Genomic DNA, 19,787 nt, shown 5'->3' with positions numbered 1-19,787 from the left:
AAAACGGGTAATAAAACCTATCACCCCGAATCAGTCCACCCATTTGCGGGCGTTCCGGAACATTCTCATCCAGGGTGAATCCTCTGGCCAGTCGTCGGGGTGCCAAGAATGCTGAACGGTACGGAAAATCCGTTCGGGATGCGGCATCAGGATGGTTACCCGGCCGTCGGTCGAAGTCAGACCGGTAATACCTGCGGGTGAGCCGTTAGGATTCAGCGGATAAGTTTCCGTCAGTACACCCCGGTTATCGACAAACTGCAGTGCAACATAGGCCCGAGCCGCAAGCAGCTGTTCATTATCACGGAACTGTGCATAGCCTTCACCATGCGCAACCGTAACTGGCATAGCGCTGCCGGTCATGCCGTCAAAAAACAGGGAAGGGCTGTTCCCGATTCTAACCATGACGAAACGCGCTTCAAACTGCTCGGAACGGTTACGTCCAAAACGTGGCCAGTGCGCTGTTCCCGGAATGATTGCCTGCAGGTGGCTCATCATCTGACAGCCATTGCATACACCCAGCGCGAAGGTGTCCGTGCGGGAGAAGAATGCGGCGAATTCATCCCGTGCCCGGTCGTTGAACAGAATGGACTGCGCCCATCCACGGCCTGCACCCAGTACATCACCGTAAGAAAATCCACCACCGGCAATCAGCCCTTTGAATTCAGACAGCGCAACTCGCCCGGACAGAATATCGCTCATGTGCACATCCACGGCATCAAACCCGGCACGATCAAACGCTGCTGCCATTTCCACATGGCCGTTTACGCCCTGCTCACGCAAAACAGCAACTGCCGGACGGCTGACAAGCAGATTCGGCACAAAAACAGGATCGGTGAGTGAAAACGTCAGCTGCGCATACAACCCCGGATCATCCGTATCCAGAATCCGGTCAAATTCCTGGCGGGCGCATTCGGGATGATCCCGCAATTTTTGCATATGGAAGCTCGTTTCCGACCAGAGACGCTGTAACACCGCACGTTCTTCCTGGAAGACCACTTTATTGCCACACATCAGGCGAATAACATCCTGTCGGTTATCCTGCTGATCTCGCTGGTTCGGGCTGCCAATAACGTGGCTCACCTGCTGCAATCCTGCATCCGCCAGAACTGCCATTACTGCATCATGGTGGCGAGCCCCGATCTGGATAACAGCACCAAGCTCCTCGTTAAACAAGACCGATAGCACCTGTTCATCTGCATCATCCGCCATGCCGGAGATCAGCGGATCCAGTGTGATGCTGATACCGCAATGTCCGGCAAAGGCCATTTCGCATAAGGTGGCGAACAGACCGCCATCGGAACGATCGTGATAAGCCAGCAGCAATCCGCGACTATTGAGTATCTGAATGGCATCAAAAAAGGCTTTGAGCTGTGCCGGATTTTCCAGATCAGGGGCATCACTGCCCGATTGAGCATAAACCTGTGCCAGTGCTGACCCACCCAGCCGATTCCTGCCCTTGCCAAGATCAATCAGAATCAGCCCGGTTTCGCCTTTATCCGTGCACAATTGCGGTGTAAGCGTCTTGCGTGCATCGGATATTTTGGCAAAGGCAGAAACAATCAGTGAAAGCGGGGCAACCACTTCTTTCTGCCGCATCTGCTGTGTATCGTGCCAGGCTGTTTTCATCGATAACGAATCCTTGCCTACCGGAATGCTGATTCCCAGGGTGGGGCACAATTCCATTCCCACGGCGCGCACAGCGTCGTACAGCGCCACATCCTCACCCGGGTGGCCGGCTGCCGCCATCCAGTTGGCAGATAACCGGACCATCCCCAGATCAGCAATCGCAGCAGCAGCCAGATTGGTTATGGCTTCTCCCACCGCCATGCGTGCCGAGCCGGCAGCATTAATCACCGCCAGCGGCGTGCGTTCCCCCAGTGCAAACGCTTCTCCCAGATACGTTTGAAAACCACTGGTTGTGACCGCAACATCGGCCACCGGCACCTGCCACGGGCCAACCATCTGATCCCGTGCCGTCTGACCGCCAACGCTGCGATCACCAATTGTGATCAGAAAGGATTTATTCGCCACGGCAGGCAAGCGCAGCACGCGACTGGCAGCCTCTTGCAAGCGGATAATGCTTTTATCCAGCGGGGCAGGTGCAGGGGAAATACGCTGTACATCGCGTACCATTCTGGGCGGTTTGCCCAGCAATACGGGTAAAGGGATATCTGCCGGACGGATGGACGAGCATTCATCAGTCACAATCAGTTGCGGCTCTGCCAGCGCCTCACCTACCACGGCAAAGGGGCAGCGCTCACGTTCGCAGATTGCCTGGAACAGGGGAAGGGATTCCGGATGAATGGCCAGCACATAACGCTCCTGTGATTCGTTACACCAGATCTGCATGGGTGACATGCCCGGTTCATCGGAAGGCACTGCACGCAGATCAAACCGGCCACCGCGTTCAGCGCCATGCACCAGTTCCGGCAAAGCATTGGAAAGCCCGCCCGCACCCACATCATGGATAGCCAGAATCGGATTGGGCTGCCCATTACGGGCCTGTTGCCAGCAACGATCGATCACTTCCTGCGCACGCCGCTGCATTTCAGCATTACCGCGCTGCACCGAATTGAAATCGAGTGCTTCTTCATTGGTGCCGGCATCCATGCTGGATGCCGCACCGCCCCCCAACCCGATTGCCATGCCCGGCCCACCCAGGTGGATCAGTAAGGTGCCTGGCGGGAAAGGTTCTTTCACGGTGTGCGAGGCAGAAATCTGGCCGATGCCGCCAGCCAGCATGATGGGTTTGTGGTAGCCGCGCATCTGGCCGCTGACTTCCACTTCATAAGTACGGAAATACCCTGCCAGATTGGGGCGGCCGAATTCATTGCTGAATGCTGCACCACCAATCGGGGCAGTCAGCATGATGTCGAGTGCGGAAGCAATATGCCCCGGTTTGCCATAATCACCCGCTTCCCAGGGCTGGATCGCTTCGGGAATACGCAGGTTGGAAACACTGAATCCGGTCAGGCCGGCTCTGGGTTTCGCACCAGAACCGGTTGCCCCTTCATCTCGGATTTCTCCTCCCACACCGGTTGCAGCACCCGGAAAAGGGGAAATCGCTGTCGGATGATTATGTGTTTCTACCTTGACCAGCCAGTGAGTGAACTCCGGTTCGTATCCGTATCTGTTCCCCCGTCCGGGATAAAACCGCTCAATGGTTTCCCCTTCCAGAATCGCAGCATTATCCGAGTAGGCCACAATCGTGTGCCGGGGATGGCTTTGGTGCGTATGCCGAATCATGCCAAACAGCGAATGTGGCTGCGGAACACCATCAATTACCCAGTCAGCATTGAAAATCTTGTGGCGGCAATGCTCCGAATTGGCCTGCGCAAACATCATCAGCTCAACATCGGTCGGGTTACGCTCAATGCGGGCGAAATACGCCAGCAGATACTCAATTTCATCGGGCGACAGCGCCAGCCCCATTTCCCGGTTGGCCTGCAACAGGGCGTCCCTTCCTCTGCCCGTTATATCAATTTCACCCAGTGCACCCGGTTCGGAATGGTGAAACAGGACGGTTGCTTCTGACAATGAGCACAGCACCACTTCAGTCATGCGGTCATGCAAACAGGCGCCAATTTGTGAAATCTGCTCCGGCAACGGTGTCATCCGGCAGTGAAGCGTATAGGAAATACCGCGCTCCAGCCGTTCGATGCTGTTCAGACCGCAGCAACGGGCTATGTCAGTGGCTTTGGAAGACCAGGCAGAAATCGTGCCGGGACGAGGGACAACCAGTAACAGTTCACTGTCCGGAGAAGGCTGCACTCCGGTTTCATCGGCATCCAGCAGCTGCTGCAACCGGCTGATTTCGTCCGGCGTCAAATCACGCCCGGCCTGGCAGAAGTAGCGGTAATCAGCAGTAATGGCAGAAATTTGCGGTACGATTGCCTGAACTGAGTGAAGCAGACGTTCCAGACGAAAGAGAGAAAGCGCATTGCGCCCGCAAAATTGCAGCATTGGAATTTGCCCGTCGAATAAAAACCATGATTTTACACGAGTAACCTGCCGCCAGATTATTGGCGGGAGAATACCGCTTTCATGAAGTTTGCCGGGGCAGGATCTTTATTTTGCAATCGTGATTGGCATACCCGGCGGTTTGGTGTCGGTTACTGTCATCCGGAATAAAACATAAAGCAGCTGAAAAGCATTCCGGTTCCAGTGTGCATCCGCGCCTGTCGTATCCACTGCGTAATACTTGCCGTGTGAACGGGCGAATATATCAACACCATCCGGCAATTTACCGGTAACAATCATTCCCAGGGTCTGCACGGGATTTTCATTTCCGGTAATGGGCGGAGTACGCGGATCTTTTTCCACGTAGTACTCTTTTTCCTCTCCCAGCGCATGGCTGAGAAAATTAAGGATCGTATGAAAACTTCTGAGCCGGAATGTACCCCGGATCGGCCATTCTCCACCCGGATAGCCTGGCCGGATATCAAAAGCAACATCATTTTCGATCCACGGATTGATCAGATCGTCCAGATCAGCCCGTTCCTCACAGCAAAGAATATTAGGGTCATAATTGGTAATAAGGATGGGGCCAGGCAGCTGTTTGCTCAGTGTATAGGTATGCTTTTCCCGGTCATGGTTTACGGCAAAATCATTTTCGATGGCATAAAAAAGTCCTTCAGCCGAAACACTGCTATCTGCAATTTCCCAGCTGCGTTCATATACCAGCGGTTCGGCATACAGTTTTTTCTGATCCTGGATTGCTGAAAGGTGCAGGACGATGCGCCGAAATGTTTCATACCCGACACGATCTGATGGATTATTGCGATAAGTCGCTCGGGTCTGATGAACGTGCTGCCGGTAACGCATCCGGCGCTCCTGCTCCCGGGTAAGCTGAAAATCCGGAGCAGGCCGGTCTGCTGCAATTCGATCAGATTTGCCTGCCTTCCTGCCCCCACCCTCCCAATCCTCTTTTTTTGCATCACAGTGCAATCTGCGCGGATGATGTCCCCGCCCGTCAGCAGCAGGTGGTATACCCCGGGCCGCAGGATAGGGTTCGGGATCATGCAAATGAACTTCCTGGGCCATCATTCGCAGCATCAGGTCAATATCGTAGTGCTGGCGCAGCAGGAGCATCAGCTTGTGCTGACTGAAGGGGGTCAGCAGGCGTTTGGTAAATTCATCACCTGCAATCGGATCAATACTGAAAGTAGGATTTTCTGAAACCCCGCCACCAAAAACAGGAGCCAGCAGGCCGCCACGCTCTCCGGTCAGCGCCGGTGTGGCGCCTGCGTTCGCACTGAAACTGAATGTTGCTGCAATACTTGAAACCCGCGTGAAATGGATCGGTTCGTGGTGCTGTGCACGCGCCAGGTTGACCAGAAGCAGCTTTGATTCCGACTGGATGGCAGCCTGATCGTAAAGTTCCACCGCCCGATTCAGTGCAATCGGAGACAAACAGCCTGAAAGCGTTGTAACAGTGAAAACAGCCAGAACGGTACGCATTTTCACTCTTTCATCGTTTCCATATATTGCGCATGCAAATGCCGGAGCAGGACGAGCAAAACTGCACTGACCGGCAATGCCAGCAAAATCCCGATAAAACCAAACAGCTGGCCAAACGCCAGTAATGAAAAGATCACCGCCACCGGGTGCAGACCGATACGTTCCCCCACCAGCCGGGGCGTAATCAGCATACTTTCCAGCAACTGTCCTGTTCCCACCACCGCCCAGACAGTCAGTACGCCGCTCCCGTCCTGAAATTGCGTAATGGCGGCAAAGGTCGCCAGTGCCAGTCCGGTAATGGTTCCCAAATAGGGGACGAATACCAGGATTCCGGATATCAGCCCGATCGGTAAAGCAAACTCCAGCTTGACCAGCCATAACCCTGTCACATAATAAACACTCATGATGGTAATCACCGCTGTTTCTCCACGCATGAATTCAGCCAGTACGCTATCTGTATCCCGCGCCAGGCTGAAAACCTGTTTTTGCCAGACGGGGGGAATCAGTTCGCCCACCTGTTTAACCAGGTTGTTCCAGTCCCGTAACAGGTAAAACAGCACAACCGGCACCAGCACCAGATTCATCAGAAACGCCAGCAGGATCAGGCCGCCACTTTTCAGCGATGGCAACACCTGCGCAGCCACGCCGCCAGCACTTTTCCAGTGCTCCGCCAGCATCTCTTTGAGGGAGGCAATATCAATCTGAAGCTCGATGTTGAAATTATTTTCCAGCCAGGGAATAAACTGGTTTTTCACCAGATCCAGAAAAAACGGAACCTGTTCAATCAGCCGTGCCACTTCTTTTTCAAACAGGGGAAACAGAATCAGCACCATGGCAATAAATATTCCCATTGTCATGAGCATGACGAAAATTGTACTTAGCGTTCTGGGGATTTTTCTGGCTTCGAGCCAGGTAACCAGCGGATTACAGATATAGGCAATGACTGCTGCCAGAAGGAAAGGGGTGAGAATCGGGCTGAGCAGGTAGATCAGCGCGCTGATCGTGCCAATCACTGCCAGATACCAGAGAAAGCGGGAATCCTGGGAATATTTATCGTTCATTTACGGTAAAATCACGCTTCAAAAGCTGCACTCTAGCCTTAACCCTGCGAGAACTCAACTTGACTTCCCCCAACTCACCCCCAGACACAAACCCGATTTCCTACCGCTCATCCGGTGTTGATATTGATGCCGGCAACCGTTTGGTGGAAATTATCAGGCCATTGGCAAAGCGGACACTCCGCCCGGAAGCATTGGGAGGAATCGGCGGATTTGGCGCATTATTCGAAGTTCCCAAAAAATATCGTCAGCCGGTGCTGGTATCCGGTACCGATGGGGTCGGCACCAAACTCAAGCTGGCTTTTCAATACGCACGGCACGCAACCGTTGGTATTGATCTGGTGGCAATGAGTGTGAATGACATCCTGGTGCAGGGTGCCGAGCCATTGTTTTTTCTGGATTATTTTGCCTGCGGCAGACTGGATGTGGACACTGCCGCACAGGTGATCCAGGGAATTGCCCGCGGCTGTGAGGATGCCGGTTGTGCGCTGATCGGGGGAGAAACCGCAGAAATGCCCGGCATGTATCCTGAAGGGGAATATGATCTGGCCGGCTTCGCTGTCGGTGTCGTGGAAAAAGATCAGATTATCAACGGCTCCGGCATCAGGGCAAATGATGTCGTGCTGGGCATTGCCTCCAGCGGCCCGCATTCCAACGGTTTTTCACTGATTCGCAAAATTCTTGAGCTCAATGCAGTACAGCCCGATACCCGGCTGGGCGAAACCAGCCTGATTGATGCACTGCTGATGCCTACCCGTATTTATGTGAAATCCCTGCTGGCGCTGATGGCCGAATTGCCCGTCAAAGGGTTGGCACATATTACCGGCGGCGGGCTGCTGGAAAATATCCCGCGCGTTCTGCCCGACGATGTCACGGCACACATTGATCGCAGCACATGGGTGCGTCCTCCTCTGTTCGACTGGCTGCAGCAGCACGGTAACGTTGCTGAAGAAGAAATGCAGCGCGTTTTCAACTGTGGTATCGGTATGATTGTCATTGTTGCACCGGAACATGCCGGGATCGCCGCCAGAATCCTGCGCAATACCGGAGAAACCGTATGGCAGGTCGGTACCATCCAGTCCCGCCAGCCGGGAACCGCACCGATTATTATCATTTGAAGGAAAGTGTCATGGCGTCAGTGGTTATCCTGATTTCCGGACGCGGCAGCAATATGCGGGCGCTACTGGAAGCCGGTCTGCCGGTCGCAGCGGTCATCAGCAACAACCCGACAGCAGAAGGACTGTTGTTTGCCCGGTCACACGGCATTCCGACCCAGGCAATCAATCACCGCACCTTCCCCGACCGGGAAGCTTTTGATACCGCACTGGCCGCAATCATTGATACCTACCAGCCCGATCTGGTCGTGCTGGCGGGATTCATGCGCATCCTGTCGACATTTTTTGTAGATCATTATCAGGGCCGGCTAATCAACATTCACCCTTCTCTGCTTCCGGCATTTCCCGGGCTGAACACTCACGAACGTGCGCTGGAGGAAGGCGTCAGAATCCACGGCTGCACGGTGCATTTTGTTACATCGAAACTGGATTACGGCCCGATCATTATTCAGGCCGCCGTACCCGTGTTAACCGGAGATACGTCTGCAACACTTGCCGCCAGAGTGCTCGCACAGGAACATCGTATTTATCCGCAGGCAGTGCGCTGGTTTCTGCAGGGGCAACTTGCCCTGACGGGAAATCGTGTCGAAATCTCATCAGCCAGTGATGGGCAGACAGTTTTATGTTCACCCGAAATCAAATTATGAAACGACTGTTAACCCTCGTGCTGTGCTTATGGGCAGGTATTGCCGCCCGGGCGGAAAATCTGCCTGAACGTATTGATATCGAGTACACCCTCAATGGCAGCATCGGGCAGGGTAAAGCGCACGAAACACTGCTCCTGCGGAAGGAAAACGGCGTTCAGCACTACGCTATCAACAGCGAGGCTTCAGCCAGCGGATTGCTCAGGCTGATCAAGCGCGGCAGCATTCACCGCCACAGCGAAGGAACAATCATGCCGCGCAAAGGGATGAAACCATTGCGCTTTACTGATCAGCGTGGCGGAAAACCGGCACGTGAAGTCGAATTTGACTGGAGCGGAAAACATATTATTTACCGCCGTAAAGGCCTGGAAATAGTACAAAATCTGCCGAACGGGACACTCGATGAATTAAGCTTTGGTTACCATTTCATGTTCACTCCACCACCCGGCAAGACACTGGTCGTGCATGAAACTGATTACCGCATCCTGCAGCAAAACCATTACACCGTTACCCGCGAGCTGCTGGATACCCCCATGGGTAAACTTTCTACGATCGTGCTGACAAAACAGCAGGATCAGGACAATCCATCCAGAAAAAAAATCTGGCTGGCCACCGCACATCATCTGCTGCCTGTTCGCATTATTTCCACCGAAAAAGATGGACTGGAAATTGATCGTATTGTCACAAAAATCGACTACACACCCGCAAACAACACCACCCGGTAATTCAAACTGATCATTTATGCGACTCACTCCTGAACAACTGAAATTACTGATTGCTGCCGTGCGTAAAGTATTACCCCTGCCCGCCCCTGCCGATGTACTGTTACGGCAATTTTTTCAGGATCACCCCCTGCTGGGACAAAACGACCGGAGCATGATTGCGGAAACAGTGTTCGGCCTGTTGCGGCGCCGTTATTTTCTGGAAAAACTGGTTGGTAAAGCAACCGCCCGTGAACTGGTACTGGCTTATCTGACAAGATTTCAGGGTATGAATCTGCGGGAACTGGCCCCGCTCATCCGGGAAGTTGAGGTGAAATGGATCCAGCAAATCAAAGCTGTTAAGCTGGAAGAACAGCCGCTTTTCATCCGTGCGGAGTTTCCGGAATGGCTGGTGGAAAAATTACAAAAATCCTGGTCAGATGAAGCAATTTTACGCATGGGTCAGGCGTTGCAACAGCCAGCACCGCTGGATCTTCGCGTCAACAGTCTGCTTGCCGGACGTGAGGAAGTACTGGATGAACTGGAACAGCAGGGAATCGAAGCACAGCCTACCCCCTTTTCCCCGGTTGGCATTCGCGTTACCGGAAAACCCGCCATTAACCGGAATACATTGTTTCTGTCCGGAAAAATCGAAGTACAGGACGAAGGCAGTCAAATTCTGGGGTTTTTGCTTGCCCCCAAACGCGGTGAGATGGTAGTGGATTTTTGTGCAGGAGCAGGCGGCAAAACATTGCTGCTGGGAGCACTCATGCATTCACACGGGCGCCTGTATGCTTTTGATGTCTCCGAGAAACGGCTCAACAACCTTAAACCGCGCCTCAAGCGATCCGGGCTGTCAAACGTGCACCCGCAACGTATCGATAGTGAGCGGGATATCAAGCTGAAACGGCTGGCTGGCAAAATTGATCGGGTATTGGTAGATGCGCCCTGCAGCGGACTTGGCACTTTGCGCCGCAACCCCGATTTGAAATGGCGGCAAAGTCCGGAAAGTATTGAAGAATTACAAAAGAAGCAGTTAGCCATTCTTACAGCAGCTGCCAGTTTACTCAAGCCCGGGGGGCGCCTGGTTTATGCTACCTGCAGCCCGCTTCCGGAAGAAAACCAGCAGATTATCGGGCAGTTTCTGGCAGATCACCCGCAGTTTTCCGCACACCACTGTGGAGAACTGCTTGCACAGCAAAAAATCAACCTGCCAGATACCGGTGAATATTTACAGCTCTCTCCGCTTCACCACAATACTGATGGCTTCTTTGCCGCCGTGCTGGAACGTTCAAAATAACAGCACAAAAATAACAGTACCAACAAAAAGGGGTCTTTTCCTTCCAAGACCCCTTTAAGATGCAAGCAGTAACGTACTCTGTTAACGCTGGCGTTTTGCCAACTGCATCATCATTACTTCAGGTCAGCAATACCCGCACCAAAATTGATATGGAATGCCGTGCCATCAATAACGAGTGCCGGAACCGACTTCACACCGGCTTTCTCAGCTTCGGCGATACGTGCTTTATCTGTTCCCAGATGCACTTTCTCAACGGTATATTTTGAAGTGTCAATCGCATCAGCAATCGTATGCTCAGCTGATATACAAACCGGACAACCCGCATGATAGAAAATAGCTTTTGATGCCACGTGTTTCTCCTTGACTAAAGTTCATTAAAACAATATTTCCTGAAGCGAAAACTTCCGGCAATCGGTTGGAAAAAGTAAACCCGCCCTTGCCCGGAAGACCCGCCCCCGGATTTTAACACATTAAATCAATGTAATTACCTGCACCGGGATTTGCAAACGTCATGCCTCAATAAGGCGGGGGGGCTGGCGGATAACCCGGGGGAGGCGGCGGGATATATCTGCCGGAGGAAGAAGATGGATAGGGCATATTTCCCTGATTGACATTTCCCCCCACCCCTTCTGCCAGGCCACCGGGAACCGGCACACGATGGCCATTGGCATACATGCACTGGATATAGGCGATATCAAAACGCTCCTGGCTGATGGAACCTGAAGATTGTGCCGTACCGCTGCCCGCCAGCCCGCCTCCGAGCAACCCCAACCCCGCCCCCACAGCCGCTCCACGCCCGCCACCCAGTGCTGCACCTGCAGCAGCTCCCAAAGCAGCGCCAATAGCAGCACTTTCCATACCGCTGGAAGCAGCTGAGTTCCTCGGTGTTTCATAACTGGTTTGCTGACTGGCAAACTGGCGGCATAAATAATCATCGTTACGAAACTGATCGAAGCTCTTGCCAGCCCCCGGAAGCACCATCACGCTGGGCCCAAGCGGCACATGTACACACGCCGCAAGTGAAACTGCCATTGAAAGCACAATCAATCTGGAAAAATAGCGCATTACATACTCCTGCATTATTGGGCGGGTTGGGGAGGAACTTTTATCCAGCCACCGGGGCAACGTTCCACATCCGGGTAATAGCCAGCGGGATTTTCACAATAGTACCAGTAACGGGTAACAGCAGGCGCCGGGGGAGGGGCCGGCCGCACGGGCTGCTGGATATAAACCGGTGGATCAGCCGGAACAACCACAACCGGAGGATATACAACAGGAGGATAAGCGGGCCAGTAAAAATGGCTGTCAGGATAGCTGTATGGCCGGTAATATGGCTGGCGGTAATAGGAATAGGGCCGCCCGTAGTTAAAATTTCCATAAATTCCAACTGGGTAACTGTAGTGGCCATAAGCACCGTAAGTGCTTGCCAGACCGATACCCAGAGAAAAATTTCGCCTGCCTGAATAATGGTCACGGTAATGATTGTGAGATCCATGCGAATACCCACGGCTATGTCCCCAGGAAATACTGCTTCCTGTCATGCCGGCCAGAACCAGAGACAAACCAAACCAGCTTAGCCTTTTCACTCAGCCCCCCTTATCCATGATAAATTTCTGCCCAAACCCGTACGCCTGTATGCTGTCTTGTTAGGCCACGCCTTCTGATAAAGGTTTCACACGCCACCCAGTATACGCCGTCCTGAAAAAACACATAGCCGGGGGACAATGGCTGGTGTTTTCAGGTTCAATCAACTATTGCTTAAATTACTTAATTATCTGATCCGGGAGATGTCTGATGGCAGGATTGTTTAGTGCGCTCTCACGCGCCATGGTGAATCTGTTCAACCCTCGCATGTTATGGCTGTGGAGCTGGCCAATGCTGGTATCCGCCGCTTCCTGGTGGCTGATCGGCATGTACCTCTGGACGCCGTTATCCGGCTGGGTATTAACCATCATCCCGGCCGACACACTGCAAAACTGGCTGGAATCCTCTCGCCTGCAGGCCGTCGCTGACAGTATGGAGAATCTCATCAATATCATCCTGTTTGTCACACTGGCGATCACCACCAGCCTGGTCATCACGGCACTGGTCACCATGCCGGCACTGGTCAATTTTGTCGCAAAACGCTACTACCCTGATCTGGCCAGAATGCGGGGCGGCACCGTAGCCGGCAGCTTGCGCAACGTCATTTCAGCAATCGTCATTTTCTTCATTCTCTGGATAGCCACTATTCCTTTATGGTTCACCGGAATCGGTCTGCTGGCCCCTTTGCTGGCTGCAGCCTACCTGAACCAGCGGCTGTTCTTCTACGATGCCCTTTCAGAACACGCTGACAGTACCGAACTGAACAAACTGTCATCTGCCAACCGACCTGCGCGCTGGGGCCTCGGACTTTTAACCGGCCTGCTGCAATTTGTACCCTTCCTGAATTTTTTTTCCCCCACCTTTACAGCACTCGCATTCGTACACTTTGAACTGAGTCGACTGGAAAAATTACGCCGCACGGCAGACTGATCTTCAAGTCATGGCTCAGCTGGATTGTTTCACGCCTGCGGCAGTCATAATGACGCCGTTTCCCGTCATTACGAAGAGCAACGTGACGTGGTGATCCAGTTAATTAGCCGTGTAACCGGGACGCTGCGAATTCTGTAAAATTTTTCGACAGCGTTGTGCTCTGGATTGCTTCATCGGCCTCGTCATTTCGTAAAGACAACGGAGAATGAATGGGAGAAACAGGAAGCAGGAAAGATAAGTGTGCCTAATAAAAAACCCCAATAAAAACGCCGGATAACCGGCGTTTTTATTGGTAACTGTCAGTTTACAATCAGGCCAGCCTGCGGCGACGGCTCAGACCCAAACCCAGTAACCCGGCACCAAACAGCAGCATGCTGGCAGGTTCCGGTACTTCATTGGGTCCTTCACTGCCACCCCCAATATTACCTGTACCCACATAATGGCTCAAGCGCCCAATATTACAGCTATCAGGGGCTCCATTAAGGCCACAATTTCCTCCTGTCAGGAAATTTACCTGTTCATTTGTCCATACAAGCTTGGTCAAATCTTCTATATTTTTGAAAACATAATGATCAGCTAAAGCCGAGTTTCCAGGGACACCCAATTTCAGCATAAAGAAGCCTGGTGTACCCGGCGCAACGTCAAGATACCTTGATTCATTGTCATCTGTATTTACAGTAAAGCCACTTTCAACTTTAAAATTCATTGTCAGGGTGCTATCGCCCGTTACCTGTTTTATCCAAGCGAGCTCGGTTGCATCACCAGAGTTACTCAATCTGGCAGAACCTAATAATGTATCAACCTGATAAACAGGCCCAGCCTGGGCAACTGAAGCGCTCATCATTACTAATACAGCGGCTGAGGTTGCTATTGCTTCCTTAAATAATTTCTTTTTCATAATTTTCCTTTTCATTAAAACGAATCACCTGCTTTAGTAAAAGCATGAAACATGCCACAATAGTATCCGATTGATTTTATTAAATTTTTATAGGGAGAATGAGAGGGGAAAAATGTAAATTTTTCTGACAGAACCATCTGTCTTTACCATGTTTACCATGGCAACGACGCCGTCACTGATTTTCCAGGCGCCCGCGCAGCGGTAAAAGGCCCTTATAGCGCTGTTGCTGATGGACGTTACAGATAAAAAGGCGTAAAAACCGGCAAAAAAGCAGCGGGTATCGCTGTCAGATAAAGTTTTCTCCAGTCAGGCCGATACCAGAAGAAACTGGTCGGAAAAACATAACATGACGTATGGAAAACTGAAACTTCTGATTATTGGCCATTCTGATGCTGATGCAGCACAGTTATCTGCCGATTTTGCCTGCAATGGGATACAGCTCACCTGTCAATGTGTAAACAGCCTGTCTGATGTCCAGACAGCACTGGATGCCTCCAACTGGGATGCAGTCATTGCCGAATACGCGATGGCCGGGTTTGATGCCGTGCAGGTGCTGGATCTGCTGGAAATTCGTCATCAGATCATTCCTTTTATTCTGTACACATCTGAAATGGATGAGCAGGCAGTACTTTCCGTATTGCGAAACGGGGCAAATGACTGCGTGATAAAAGGGCATTCCATGCAGCTTATGCTGGCGATTCAACGTGCACTGGAATATCTCGACCTGAAGCGCAGAAAACGCCAGGCTGACAGCCATATTTACCGCATGACCTATTATGATGAGCTGACCGGCCTGCCCAAACACAGTCTCTTTTACGAAAAAGCAGCGTCCATGCTGCCGGATAACATAAATGACAGCCTGGTTGCCGCCGTTTATTTCATCAATATCAACCGCCTGTCGCACATCAACAGTAAGTATGGCTATAGTCTCAGCAACAACCTGATACAGCAGCTGGCAAGCCGGCTATCCATTTACTCTGACAAGACTTGTATCCAGGCACGTATTGAAGGGGGTAATTTTGCCGTCCTCAAAACCGGTTTCGTGAATACCGATCAGGTACAGGCCTTTGCCAACCAGTTACTGGAACTGATTACGACACCATTCACTGTTAATCAGCTGGAATTTTATCTCACTTCAAATATCGGCATCAGCCTCTACCCGCGCGATGGCCAGGATATTGAGGTGCTGCTTGCCAACGCTGAGAGCACGTTATCCTTCACTAAAAGAATCTGGCGCAACACGTGCAGGTTTTATGCCAGAGAGATTGGCGAGGCTTCATCGCAGAAAATAAAAATCGAGCAATCACTGCAGCGCGTCATTGATGAAAAGGAATTTGTGCTGTACTACCAGCCAGTAGTCCATACCCAAACCGGCAGCATTATTGGAGCTGAAGCACTGGTCCGGTGGCAGCATCCTGAGCTGGGGCTGCTTTCACCGGATAAATTTGTCGCACTTGCGCCAGAATCCGGCTCTATTGTCAAAATTGGCAAATGGGTCATACACGAAGCCTGCAGACAGGCTAAATTCTGGCAGGACAGCGGACACGGACCCCGGTTTATTGCAGTCAACATTTCCGCCATAGAGCTGGATCAATTGCAGTTAATCAATCATGTTGCCGAAGCATTACAGGCAACAGGGCTTGATCCTGCCAGGCTGGGGCTGGAAATCAGCGAATCTGTCCTGATGCAGGATATTGAAGGAAGCATCAAAATTGTGAATGAACTGAAAAGAATGGGCATTCACATTGTGATGGATAATTTTGGCACAGGCTATTCTTCCCTTAACCATCTGCGACGCCTGCCCATTGATACCATCAAGATTAGCCAGGCACTGGTTCAGGGCATTGCCAGCCAGTCTGATACATCCACCATTATTGCAGCCATCATCACGCTGGCCAGGAATATGGGCCTGCAAATATGTGCCGAAGGTGTTCAGTCACAAATACAGCTGGATTTTCTGCACAAGGTAAATTGCCATCACGTTCAGGGATTTTTGTTCAGCCCGCCTGTACCCGCAGAAAATCTGCTGCCGCTTATCGAACAGCGCAAAACCGGAACTTTTGCCTGATCCGGACGTTATTAACCTGGCCCTTGGGCAGGGAAAATTGCTTTATTATTCCTGTTGCCGGGCAGCAGGATGCCGGGCAAGTAAATTTTACCCGGCTACCAAAATCGCCGGACTACCAGGTCGTCAACAATATTTTTCAGGGGTAATAATGATCGACACAAAAAAATTATTGAGTTTTGCACTCTCAGGGTGGCTGGCTTTATCCATGAACACCCAAGCGGCCGAAGAACCGGCAGCATCGCACCACACAAATGCAGCAGATGTCACCACACTGGAAAAAACAGATACCCAGGTGGGCACAGGTGAGGAAGCCGATATTGGCAAAACGGCCAAGGTGCACTATACGGGCTGGCTGTACGATGCAGCAGCTGAGGGCCACAAAGGCAGAAAATTTGATAGCTCTTATGATCGGGGCGATACTTTCGCGTTCATGCTTGGCGCGGGGAGAGTGATCAAAGGATGGGATCAGGGCGTACTGGGAATGAAGGTGGGTGGCAAACGCACGCTGGTTATTCCTTCTTCAATGGCGTATGGCCCGCAGGGCGCCGGGCGTGTTATCCCGCCCAATGCCGCACTGGTATTTGATGTGGAGCTGATCGGTCTGGAATAATAAAGAAACCTCTGCACGAGCCCCGCATGGTCGTGCAGAGATTACCGGGAATAAAAGCTGACAGAAAAAGAAACAGCAGCACCCTGCCGGGTTTTTATACCGACTGTCTGTAATGCCAGGGCCGGCAAGATCCTTTCACTTACTTCCACCCGGGTGAAGATTTTTGCAGGTTTTTGACCAGCTTGTGGTAACAGGCCATTCGCCGTGAATCAAAGATACCTTCCTGTGCCGCCTGCAGTAATCTACAGCCCGGCTCTGAAACATGCCGGCAATCCCGGAACTTGCACTGTTGCAAAAAGGGACGAAATTCGATAAATCCCCATGCCAGCGCGTTTTCATCCAGCTGCTGCAGGCCAAACTCCTGAAAGCCGGGTGAATCAACGATGCTGCTGTCTGCATCGAGATGAAAAAGGCGAACGTGGGTAGTGGTATGCCGCCCGCCATCGAGTGCATCAGAAATTTCTGCAGTTGCCTGCTGTGCCAGCGGAACAAGTGCATTGAGCAGTGTTGATTTACCCACACCGGATTGCCCTGCCAGCAAACTGGTTTGCCCATTCAGGAATGGAACAAGGGGTTGAACAGAAGCTTTTGCGCTGACTTCGAGCATGGGATAACCCAGTTCACGGTAGAACAACAAATTGCGGGCAACAGTCTGTTTCTGCGCATCCCGGTCAATCAGATCAACCTTGTTCAGCAGGATAAGTGGCTTGATTCCCTGATTTTCAGCTACGATCAGGCAACGATCCAGCAGTTCCGGATTGCAGGTTGGAACCACCGCCAGCACAAAAATCAGCTGCGTAACGTTGGCTGCAATCAGCTTTTCACGGAAAATTTCACTACGATAAAAAAGACTGGATCGCGGCAATGTGGCTTCAATGATGCCCTGATCACCGGCAACAGACAGTATTTCAACGTGATCGCCGCATACGATTCCCTTCCTCTTGCCACGTACAACACAGGAGTAAATGGTACCGGGTGCTGTTTCCACTTCAAAATGGCGGCCGTAAGCGGCTACAACCTGGCCGGTCAGGACTGCACCGGCCTTTTTCCTTTTAGCGGACCCGACACTCAAAGTTTGAACAGCGCATCGATTTTTGCAGCACAGATGAAGTCATTTTCTGACAATCCGCCAATGGCATGTGTCGTATATTCGACCTGACACCGGTTATAGCCCACTGTCATGTCGGGGTGGTGATCCTCTCGATGGGAAATCCAGGCCGCCGCATTAACGAAAGCCATGGTCTGATAATAGTTTTTGAAGGAAAAAACCCGGCTGATTTTACTGTCTGCCAGTTGCCAGCCCTGTTCCAGCTGTTTCAGCAGATTTTCAGCTTCTTCTTTGCCCAGCGGCGGAATTCCACCCTCGCACGGTTTGCATGTTCGATCCGTTAAATCACAAACCTGAGTCATGCTGTGGCTCCTGTTGTCATTATTTTTCTGAGATGCGCAACACGAATTGCTGCCGGCGGGTGTGAATCATAAAAAGCCGAATGCAGCGGATCAGGGGTCAGTGTAGCCGCATTATCCTGATACAGCTTGACCAGCGCCCGGATCATATCTGCAGCGGAAGCCTGACTGGCCGCATACTCATCTGCCTCAAACTCGTGTTTACGTGACAAAATGCTGGACAGCGGCTGCAGCAGAAAAGTAAATACCGGCATCACCAGGAAAAACAGCAACAGCGCCATGGCGGTTGCAGGTACAGCAGCCACATGCACTCCCAGCCCTTCATAAAACCACGGTTGCTGCATCAGATAGCCCAGTATCCACAGGAACAGCAGGCTGACCGCAAACGACAGCACAATCCGCTTGATGACATGGCGACGCTTGAAATGCCCCAGTTCGTGCGCCAGTACCGCTTCGATTTCTTCCGCTTCCAAACGGCTCAGCAGCGTATCAAAGAACACTATTCGCTTGGTTTTGCCAAAACCGGTGAAATAGGCATTGCCATGGCTGCTGCGACGTGAGCCATCCATGACGAACAGCCCGCTGGATTCGAAACCGCATTTTTGCAGCAGCTTTTCAATACGGGTCTTGAGTGAATCATCCTGCAGCGGCGAGAATTTGTTGAACAGCGGCGCAATCCAGTTGGGATAAACCGCCAGCAAGAACAAATTGAAACCCATCCAGATCAGCCAGGTATAAAACCACCAGTTATCCCCCGCTTTTTCCATCAGCCACAGTACGACCAGCAGCAGCGGCGCACCCAGCAGCGCACCCAGCGCATACTGTCTGACCAGATCGGTAAAAAACATGCCCGGGGTCATTTTGTTAAACCCGTACTGCTGCTCTATTACGAAAGTACGATAATAACTAAAGGGGATTTCAATTGCGCTCAGCAGCGCCACGACGCTGAAAATCAGCACCATCCCGTGCCACAGCGAATCACTGAACCGGTCAGCCCAGAAACCGGACAGCCACTCCAGTCCTCCACCCAATGTAAGTACCAGCAACAAACCGGCGTGAAGCAGGATACCCGGGTAGCTCAGGCGTACCTTGGCACAGGTATAATCTGCCGCTTTCTGGTGAGCAGATAAATCAATCTGTGCGGCAAAATCATCCGGAACCCGGCTGCGATATGCCGTTATATGACGTATGTGCCGGGCGGACAGCCATAACTGCACCATTGTCGTTACTATCAGCGCAAGAAAGAAAACAAGGGTAAACGTGTGCATAAAAAACCTGAAAAGTTATGTTGCTGAAATGTCACTCGGCCGGCATTTCATTCTTCACTTCTGATTACCGGAAAAACAGAGAAAAACAGACCGAACACGACGGGTATACTTGTGTGTGACACAATCCAATTCTGAAAATTCACGCAACTGGCATTTTGAATTATGGCACAAGACAATAACAACCTCATCTGGATAGACATGGAAATGACCGGCCTGGATTCAAGCACAGACCGGATTATCGAAGTTGCGCTGGTTATCACGGACGCACAGCTCAATACGGTGGCAGAATCACCTGTGCTGGTTGTTCACCAGACAGACAGCATTCTTAACGGCATGGATAAATGGAATCAATCCACTCATGGCAAATCCGGCCTGATCAACAAGGTCAAAGCCTCAACGCTGAACGAACCCGAAGTGGAATCGCGCATGCTGGCCTTCCTGGAACCTCATATCCCGGCCGGCACGTCACCCATGTGTGGCAATTCCATTTGTCAGGACAGACGCTTTCTGGCCAGATCCATGCCGAAACTGGAAGCTTATTTTCATTATCGCAACCTGGATGTCAGCACGCTCAAGGAACTTGCCAGGCGCTGGAAACCGGAAATTGTCCAGGGATTCAGCAAACAGGGCAAACATGAGGCTCTGGCTGATATTTACGATTCAATAGAAGAGCTTAAGTACTACCGCCAGCACTTGTTCAATATCTGAAAAATCTGAATTTCATCTGTACCGGGAGACAAAAAC

General features: G+C 51.8%; 18 protein-coding genes. 8 read left to right on the top strand and 10 right to left on the bottom strand.

What is annotated here, in order from left to right; all coding sequences use genetic code 11:
- Window positions 1-30 precede the first annotated feature (30 nt).
- From purL to IT527_RS08795, 3 genes are all read right to left on the bottom strand, one after another.
- Window positions 31-3,963, bottom strand: coding sequence for a phosphoribosylformylglycinamidine synthase (purL, locus tag IT527_RS08805; protein WP_292968163.1), 3,933 nt, complete (start codon window positions 3,961-3,963; stop codon window positions 31-33).
- 105 nt (window positions 3,964-4,068) lie between these two features.
- Window positions 4,069-5,460 (bottom strand): hypothetical protein, encoded by a 1,392-nt coding sequence (locus IT527_RS08800; protein ID WP_292968162.1) that lies wholly within the window; start codon window positions 5,458-5,460, stop codon window positions 4,069-4,071.
- Between the two features lie 2 nt (window positions 5,461-5,462).
- On the bottom strand, window positions 5,463-6,521 hold the full coding sequence (locus IT527_RS08795) for an AI-2E family transporter (RefSeq protein ID WP_292968161.1): 1,059 nt from the start codon (window positions 6,519-6,521) through the stop codon (window positions 5,463-5,465).
- A gap of 59 nt (window positions 6,522-6,580) precedes the next feature.
- Between IT527_RS08795 and purM the strand changes: the two genes are divergently transcribed.
- From purM to IT527_RS08775, 4 genes are read left to right on the top strand one after another with little or no spacing between them, the layout of a single operon-like run.
- Window positions 6,581-7,636 carry a phosphoribosylformylglycinamidine cyclo-ligase gene (gene purM, locus IT527_RS08790; protein WP_292968160.1) on the top strand — a complete coding sequence of 352 codons (1,056 nt, stop codon included), beginning with the start codon at window positions 6,581-6,583 and terminating at the stop codon, window positions 7,634-7,636.
- Between the two features lie 11 nt (window positions 7,637-7,647).
- Window positions 7,648-8,280: a phosphoribosylglycinamide formyltransferase gene (gene purN, locus IT527_RS08785; RefSeq protein WP_292968159.1), complete on the top strand. Its 633-nt coding sequence runs from the start codon at window positions 7,648-7,650 to the stop codon at window positions 8,278-8,280.
- Complete coding sequence (locus IT527_RS08780; protein WP_292968158.1) at window positions 8,277-9,002, top strand: DUF3108 domain-containing protein; 726 nt, start codon at window positions 8,277-8,279, stop codon at window positions 9,000-9,002. Before purN ends, IT527_RS08780 begins: the two co-directional genes overlap by 4 nt.
- A 16-nt stretch (window positions 9,003-9,018) precedes the next feature.
- Entirely contained in the window at window positions 9,019-10,278 is a 1,260-nt protein-coding gene (locus IT527_RS08775) for an RsmB/NOP family class I SAM-dependent RNA methyltransferase (RefSeq protein ID WP_292968157.1), read from the top strand.
- 113 nt (window positions 10,279-10,391) lie between these two features.
- On the opposite strand, the gene IT527_RS08770 is transcribed toward IT527_RS08775, so the two are convergent.
- The 3 genes from IT527_RS08770 to IT527_RS08760 all read right to left on the bottom strand — a co-directional run bounded on the left by IT527_RS08770 (window position 10,392) and on the right by IT527_RS08760 (window position 11,864).
- Window positions 10,392-10,628: a thioredoxin family protein gene (locus IT527_RS08770; protein ID WP_292968156.1), complete on the bottom strand. Its 237-nt coding sequence runs from the start codon at window positions 10,626-10,628 to the stop codon at window positions 10,392-10,394.
- Window positions 10,629-10,794: 166 nt separating this feature from the next.
- A complete protein-coding gene (locus tag IT527_RS08765; protein ID WP_292968155.1) occupies window positions 10,795-11,343 on the bottom strand; it encodes a glycine zipper family protein in 549 nt (182 codons plus the stop codon).
- A 14-nt stretch (window positions 11,344-11,357) separates the two neighbouring features.
- Window positions 11,358-11,864, bottom strand: a complete 507-nt coding sequence (locus tag IT527_RS08760) for a hypothetical protein (RefSeq protein WP_292968154.1) — start codon at window positions 11,862-11,864, stop codon at window positions 11,358-11,360.
- Between the two features lie 208 nt (window positions 11,865-12,072).
- On the opposite strand from IT527_RS08760, the gene IT527_RS08755 reads away from it, so the two are divergent.
- Window positions 12,073-12,792: an EI24 domain-containing protein gene (locus tag IT527_RS08755; protein ID WP_292968153.1), complete on the top strand. Its 720-nt coding sequence runs from the start codon at window positions 12,073-12,075 to the stop codon at window positions 12,790-12,792.
- 310 nt (window positions 12,793-13,102) lie between these two features.
- Here the strand turns inward: IT527_RS08755 and IT527_RS08750 are convergent, their stop codons facing one another.
- On the bottom strand, window positions 13,103-13,705 hold the full coding sequence (locus tag IT527_RS08750; protein ID WP_292968152.1) for a PEP-CTERM sorting domain-containing protein: 603 nt from the start codon (window positions 13,703-13,705) through the stop codon (window positions 13,103-13,105).
- 331 nt (window positions 13,706-14,036) lie between these two features.
- Here IT527_RS08750 and IT527_RS08745 point away from each other — a divergent pair, with 331 nt between their 5' ends.
- Both IT527_RS08745 and IT527_RS08740 read left to right on the top strand, forming a co-directional pair.
- Window positions 14,037-15,758 carry a GGDEF domain-containing response regulator gene (locus IT527_RS08745; protein WP_292968151.1) on the top strand — a complete coding sequence of 574 codons (1,722 nt, stop codon included), beginning with the start codon at window positions 14,037-14,039 and terminating at the stop codon, window positions 15,756-15,758.
- Window positions 15,759-15,963: 205 nt separating this feature from the next.
- Complete coding sequence (locus tag IT527_RS08740; protein WP_292968252.1) at window positions 15,964-16,368, top strand: FKBP-type peptidyl-prolyl cis-trans isomerase; 405 nt, start codon at window positions 15,964-15,966, stop codon at window positions 16,366-16,368.
- A 139-nt stretch (window positions 16,369-16,507) separates the two neighbouring features.
- On the opposite strand, the gene rsgA is transcribed toward IT527_RS08740, so the two are convergent.
- From rsgA to IT527_RS08725, 3 genes are read right to left on the bottom strand one after another with little or no spacing between them, the layout of a single operon-like run.
- Entirely contained in the window at window positions 16,508-17,440 is a 933-nt protein-coding gene (rsgA, locus tag IT527_RS08735) for a ribosome small subunit-dependent GTPase A (RefSeq protein ID WP_292968150.1), read from the bottom strand.
- Entirely contained in the window at window positions 17,437-17,778 is a 342-nt protein-coding gene (locus tag IT527_RS08730) for a 4a-hydroxytetrahydrobiopterin dehydratase (protein ID WP_292968149.1), read from the bottom strand. Before IT527_RS08730 ends, rsgA begins: the two co-directional genes overlap by 4 nt.
- Complete coding sequence (locus IT527_RS08725) at window positions 17,775-19,043, bottom strand: M48 family metallopeptidase (RefSeq protein ID WP_292968148.1); 1,269 nt, start codon at window positions 19,041-19,043, stop codon at window positions 17,775-17,777. The genes IT527_RS08730 and IT527_RS08725 overlap by 4 nt, the downstream gene beginning before the upstream one ends.
- Before the next feature lie 162 nt (window positions 19,044-19,205).
- Between IT527_RS08725 and orn the strand changes: the two genes are divergently transcribed.
- Window positions 19,206-19,751, top strand: coding sequence for an oligoribonuclease (orn, locus tag IT527_RS08720; protein WP_292968147.1), 546 nt, complete (start codon window positions 19,206-19,208; stop codon window positions 19,749-19,751).
- Window positions 19,752-19,787 lie beyond the last annotated feature (36 nt).

Origin of the sequence: Nitrosomonas sp., from assembly GCF_020852615.1 — a bacterium.
GTDB lineage: Bacteria > Pseudomonadota > Gammaproteobacteria > Burkholderiales > Nitrosomonadaceae > Nitrosomonas.
The sequence above is the reverse complement of the archived record's forward strand: the minus strand, read 5'-3'. Positions and strand labels throughout refer to the sequence as shown.

Bases quoted from the DNA above. Each gene is read 5' to 3' on its own strand.
- IT527_RS08775 (WP_292968157.1), top strand. From the start codon at position 9,019: ATGCGACTCACTCCTGAACAACTGAAATTACTGATTGCTGCCGTGCGT.
- IT527_RS08755 (WP_292968153.1), top strand. From the start codon at position 12,073: ATGGCAGGATTGTTTAGTGCGCTCTCACGCGCCATGGTGAATCTGTTC.
- IT527_RS08795 (WP_292968161.1), bottom strand. From the start codon at position 6,521: ATGAACGATAAATATTCCCAGGATTCCCGCTTTCTCTGGTATCTGGCA.
- IT527_RS08780 (WP_292968158.1), top strand. From the start codon at position 8,277: ATGAAACGACTGTTAACCCTCGTGCTGTGCTTATGGGCAGGTATTGCC.
- purL (WP_292968163.1), bottom strand. From the start codon at position 3,963: ATGCTGCAATTTTGCGGGCGCAATGCGCTTTCTCTCTTTCGTCTGGAA.
- IT527_RS08750 (WP_292968152.1), bottom strand. From the start codon at position 13,705: ATGAAAAGGAAAATTATGAAAAAGAAATTATTTAAGGAAGCAATAGCA.
- IT527_RS08765 (WP_292968155.1), bottom strand. From the start codon at position 11,343: ATGCGCTATTTTTCCAGATTGATTGTGCTTTCAATGGCAGTTTCACTT.
- IT527_RS08730 (WP_292968149.1), bottom strand. From the start codon at position 17,778: ATGACTCAGGTTTGTGATTTAACGGATCGAACATGCAAACCGTGCGAG.
- IT527_RS08740 (WP_292968252.1), top strand. From the start codon at position 15,964: ATGAACACCCAAGCGGCCGAAGAACCGGCAGCATCGCACCACACAAAT.
- IT527_RS08745 (WP_292968151.1), top strand. From the start codon at position 14,037: ATGACGTATGGAAAACTGAAACTTCTGATTATTGGCCATTCTGATGCT.
- purN (WP_292968159.1), top strand. From the start codon at position 7,648: ATGGCGTCAGTGGTTATCCTGATTTCCGGACGCGGCAGCAATATGCGG.
- IT527_RS08800 (WP_292968162.1), bottom strand. From the start codon at position 5,460: ATGCGTACCGTTCTGGCTGTTTTCACTGTTACAACGCTTTCAGGCTGT.
- IT527_RS08725 (WP_292968148.1), bottom strand. From the start codon at position 19,043: ATGCACACGTTTACCCTTGTTTTCTTTCTTGCGCTGATAGTAACGACA.
- orn (WP_292968147.1), top strand. From the start codon at position 19,206: ATGGCACAAGACAATAACAACCTCATCTGGATAGACATGGAAATGACC.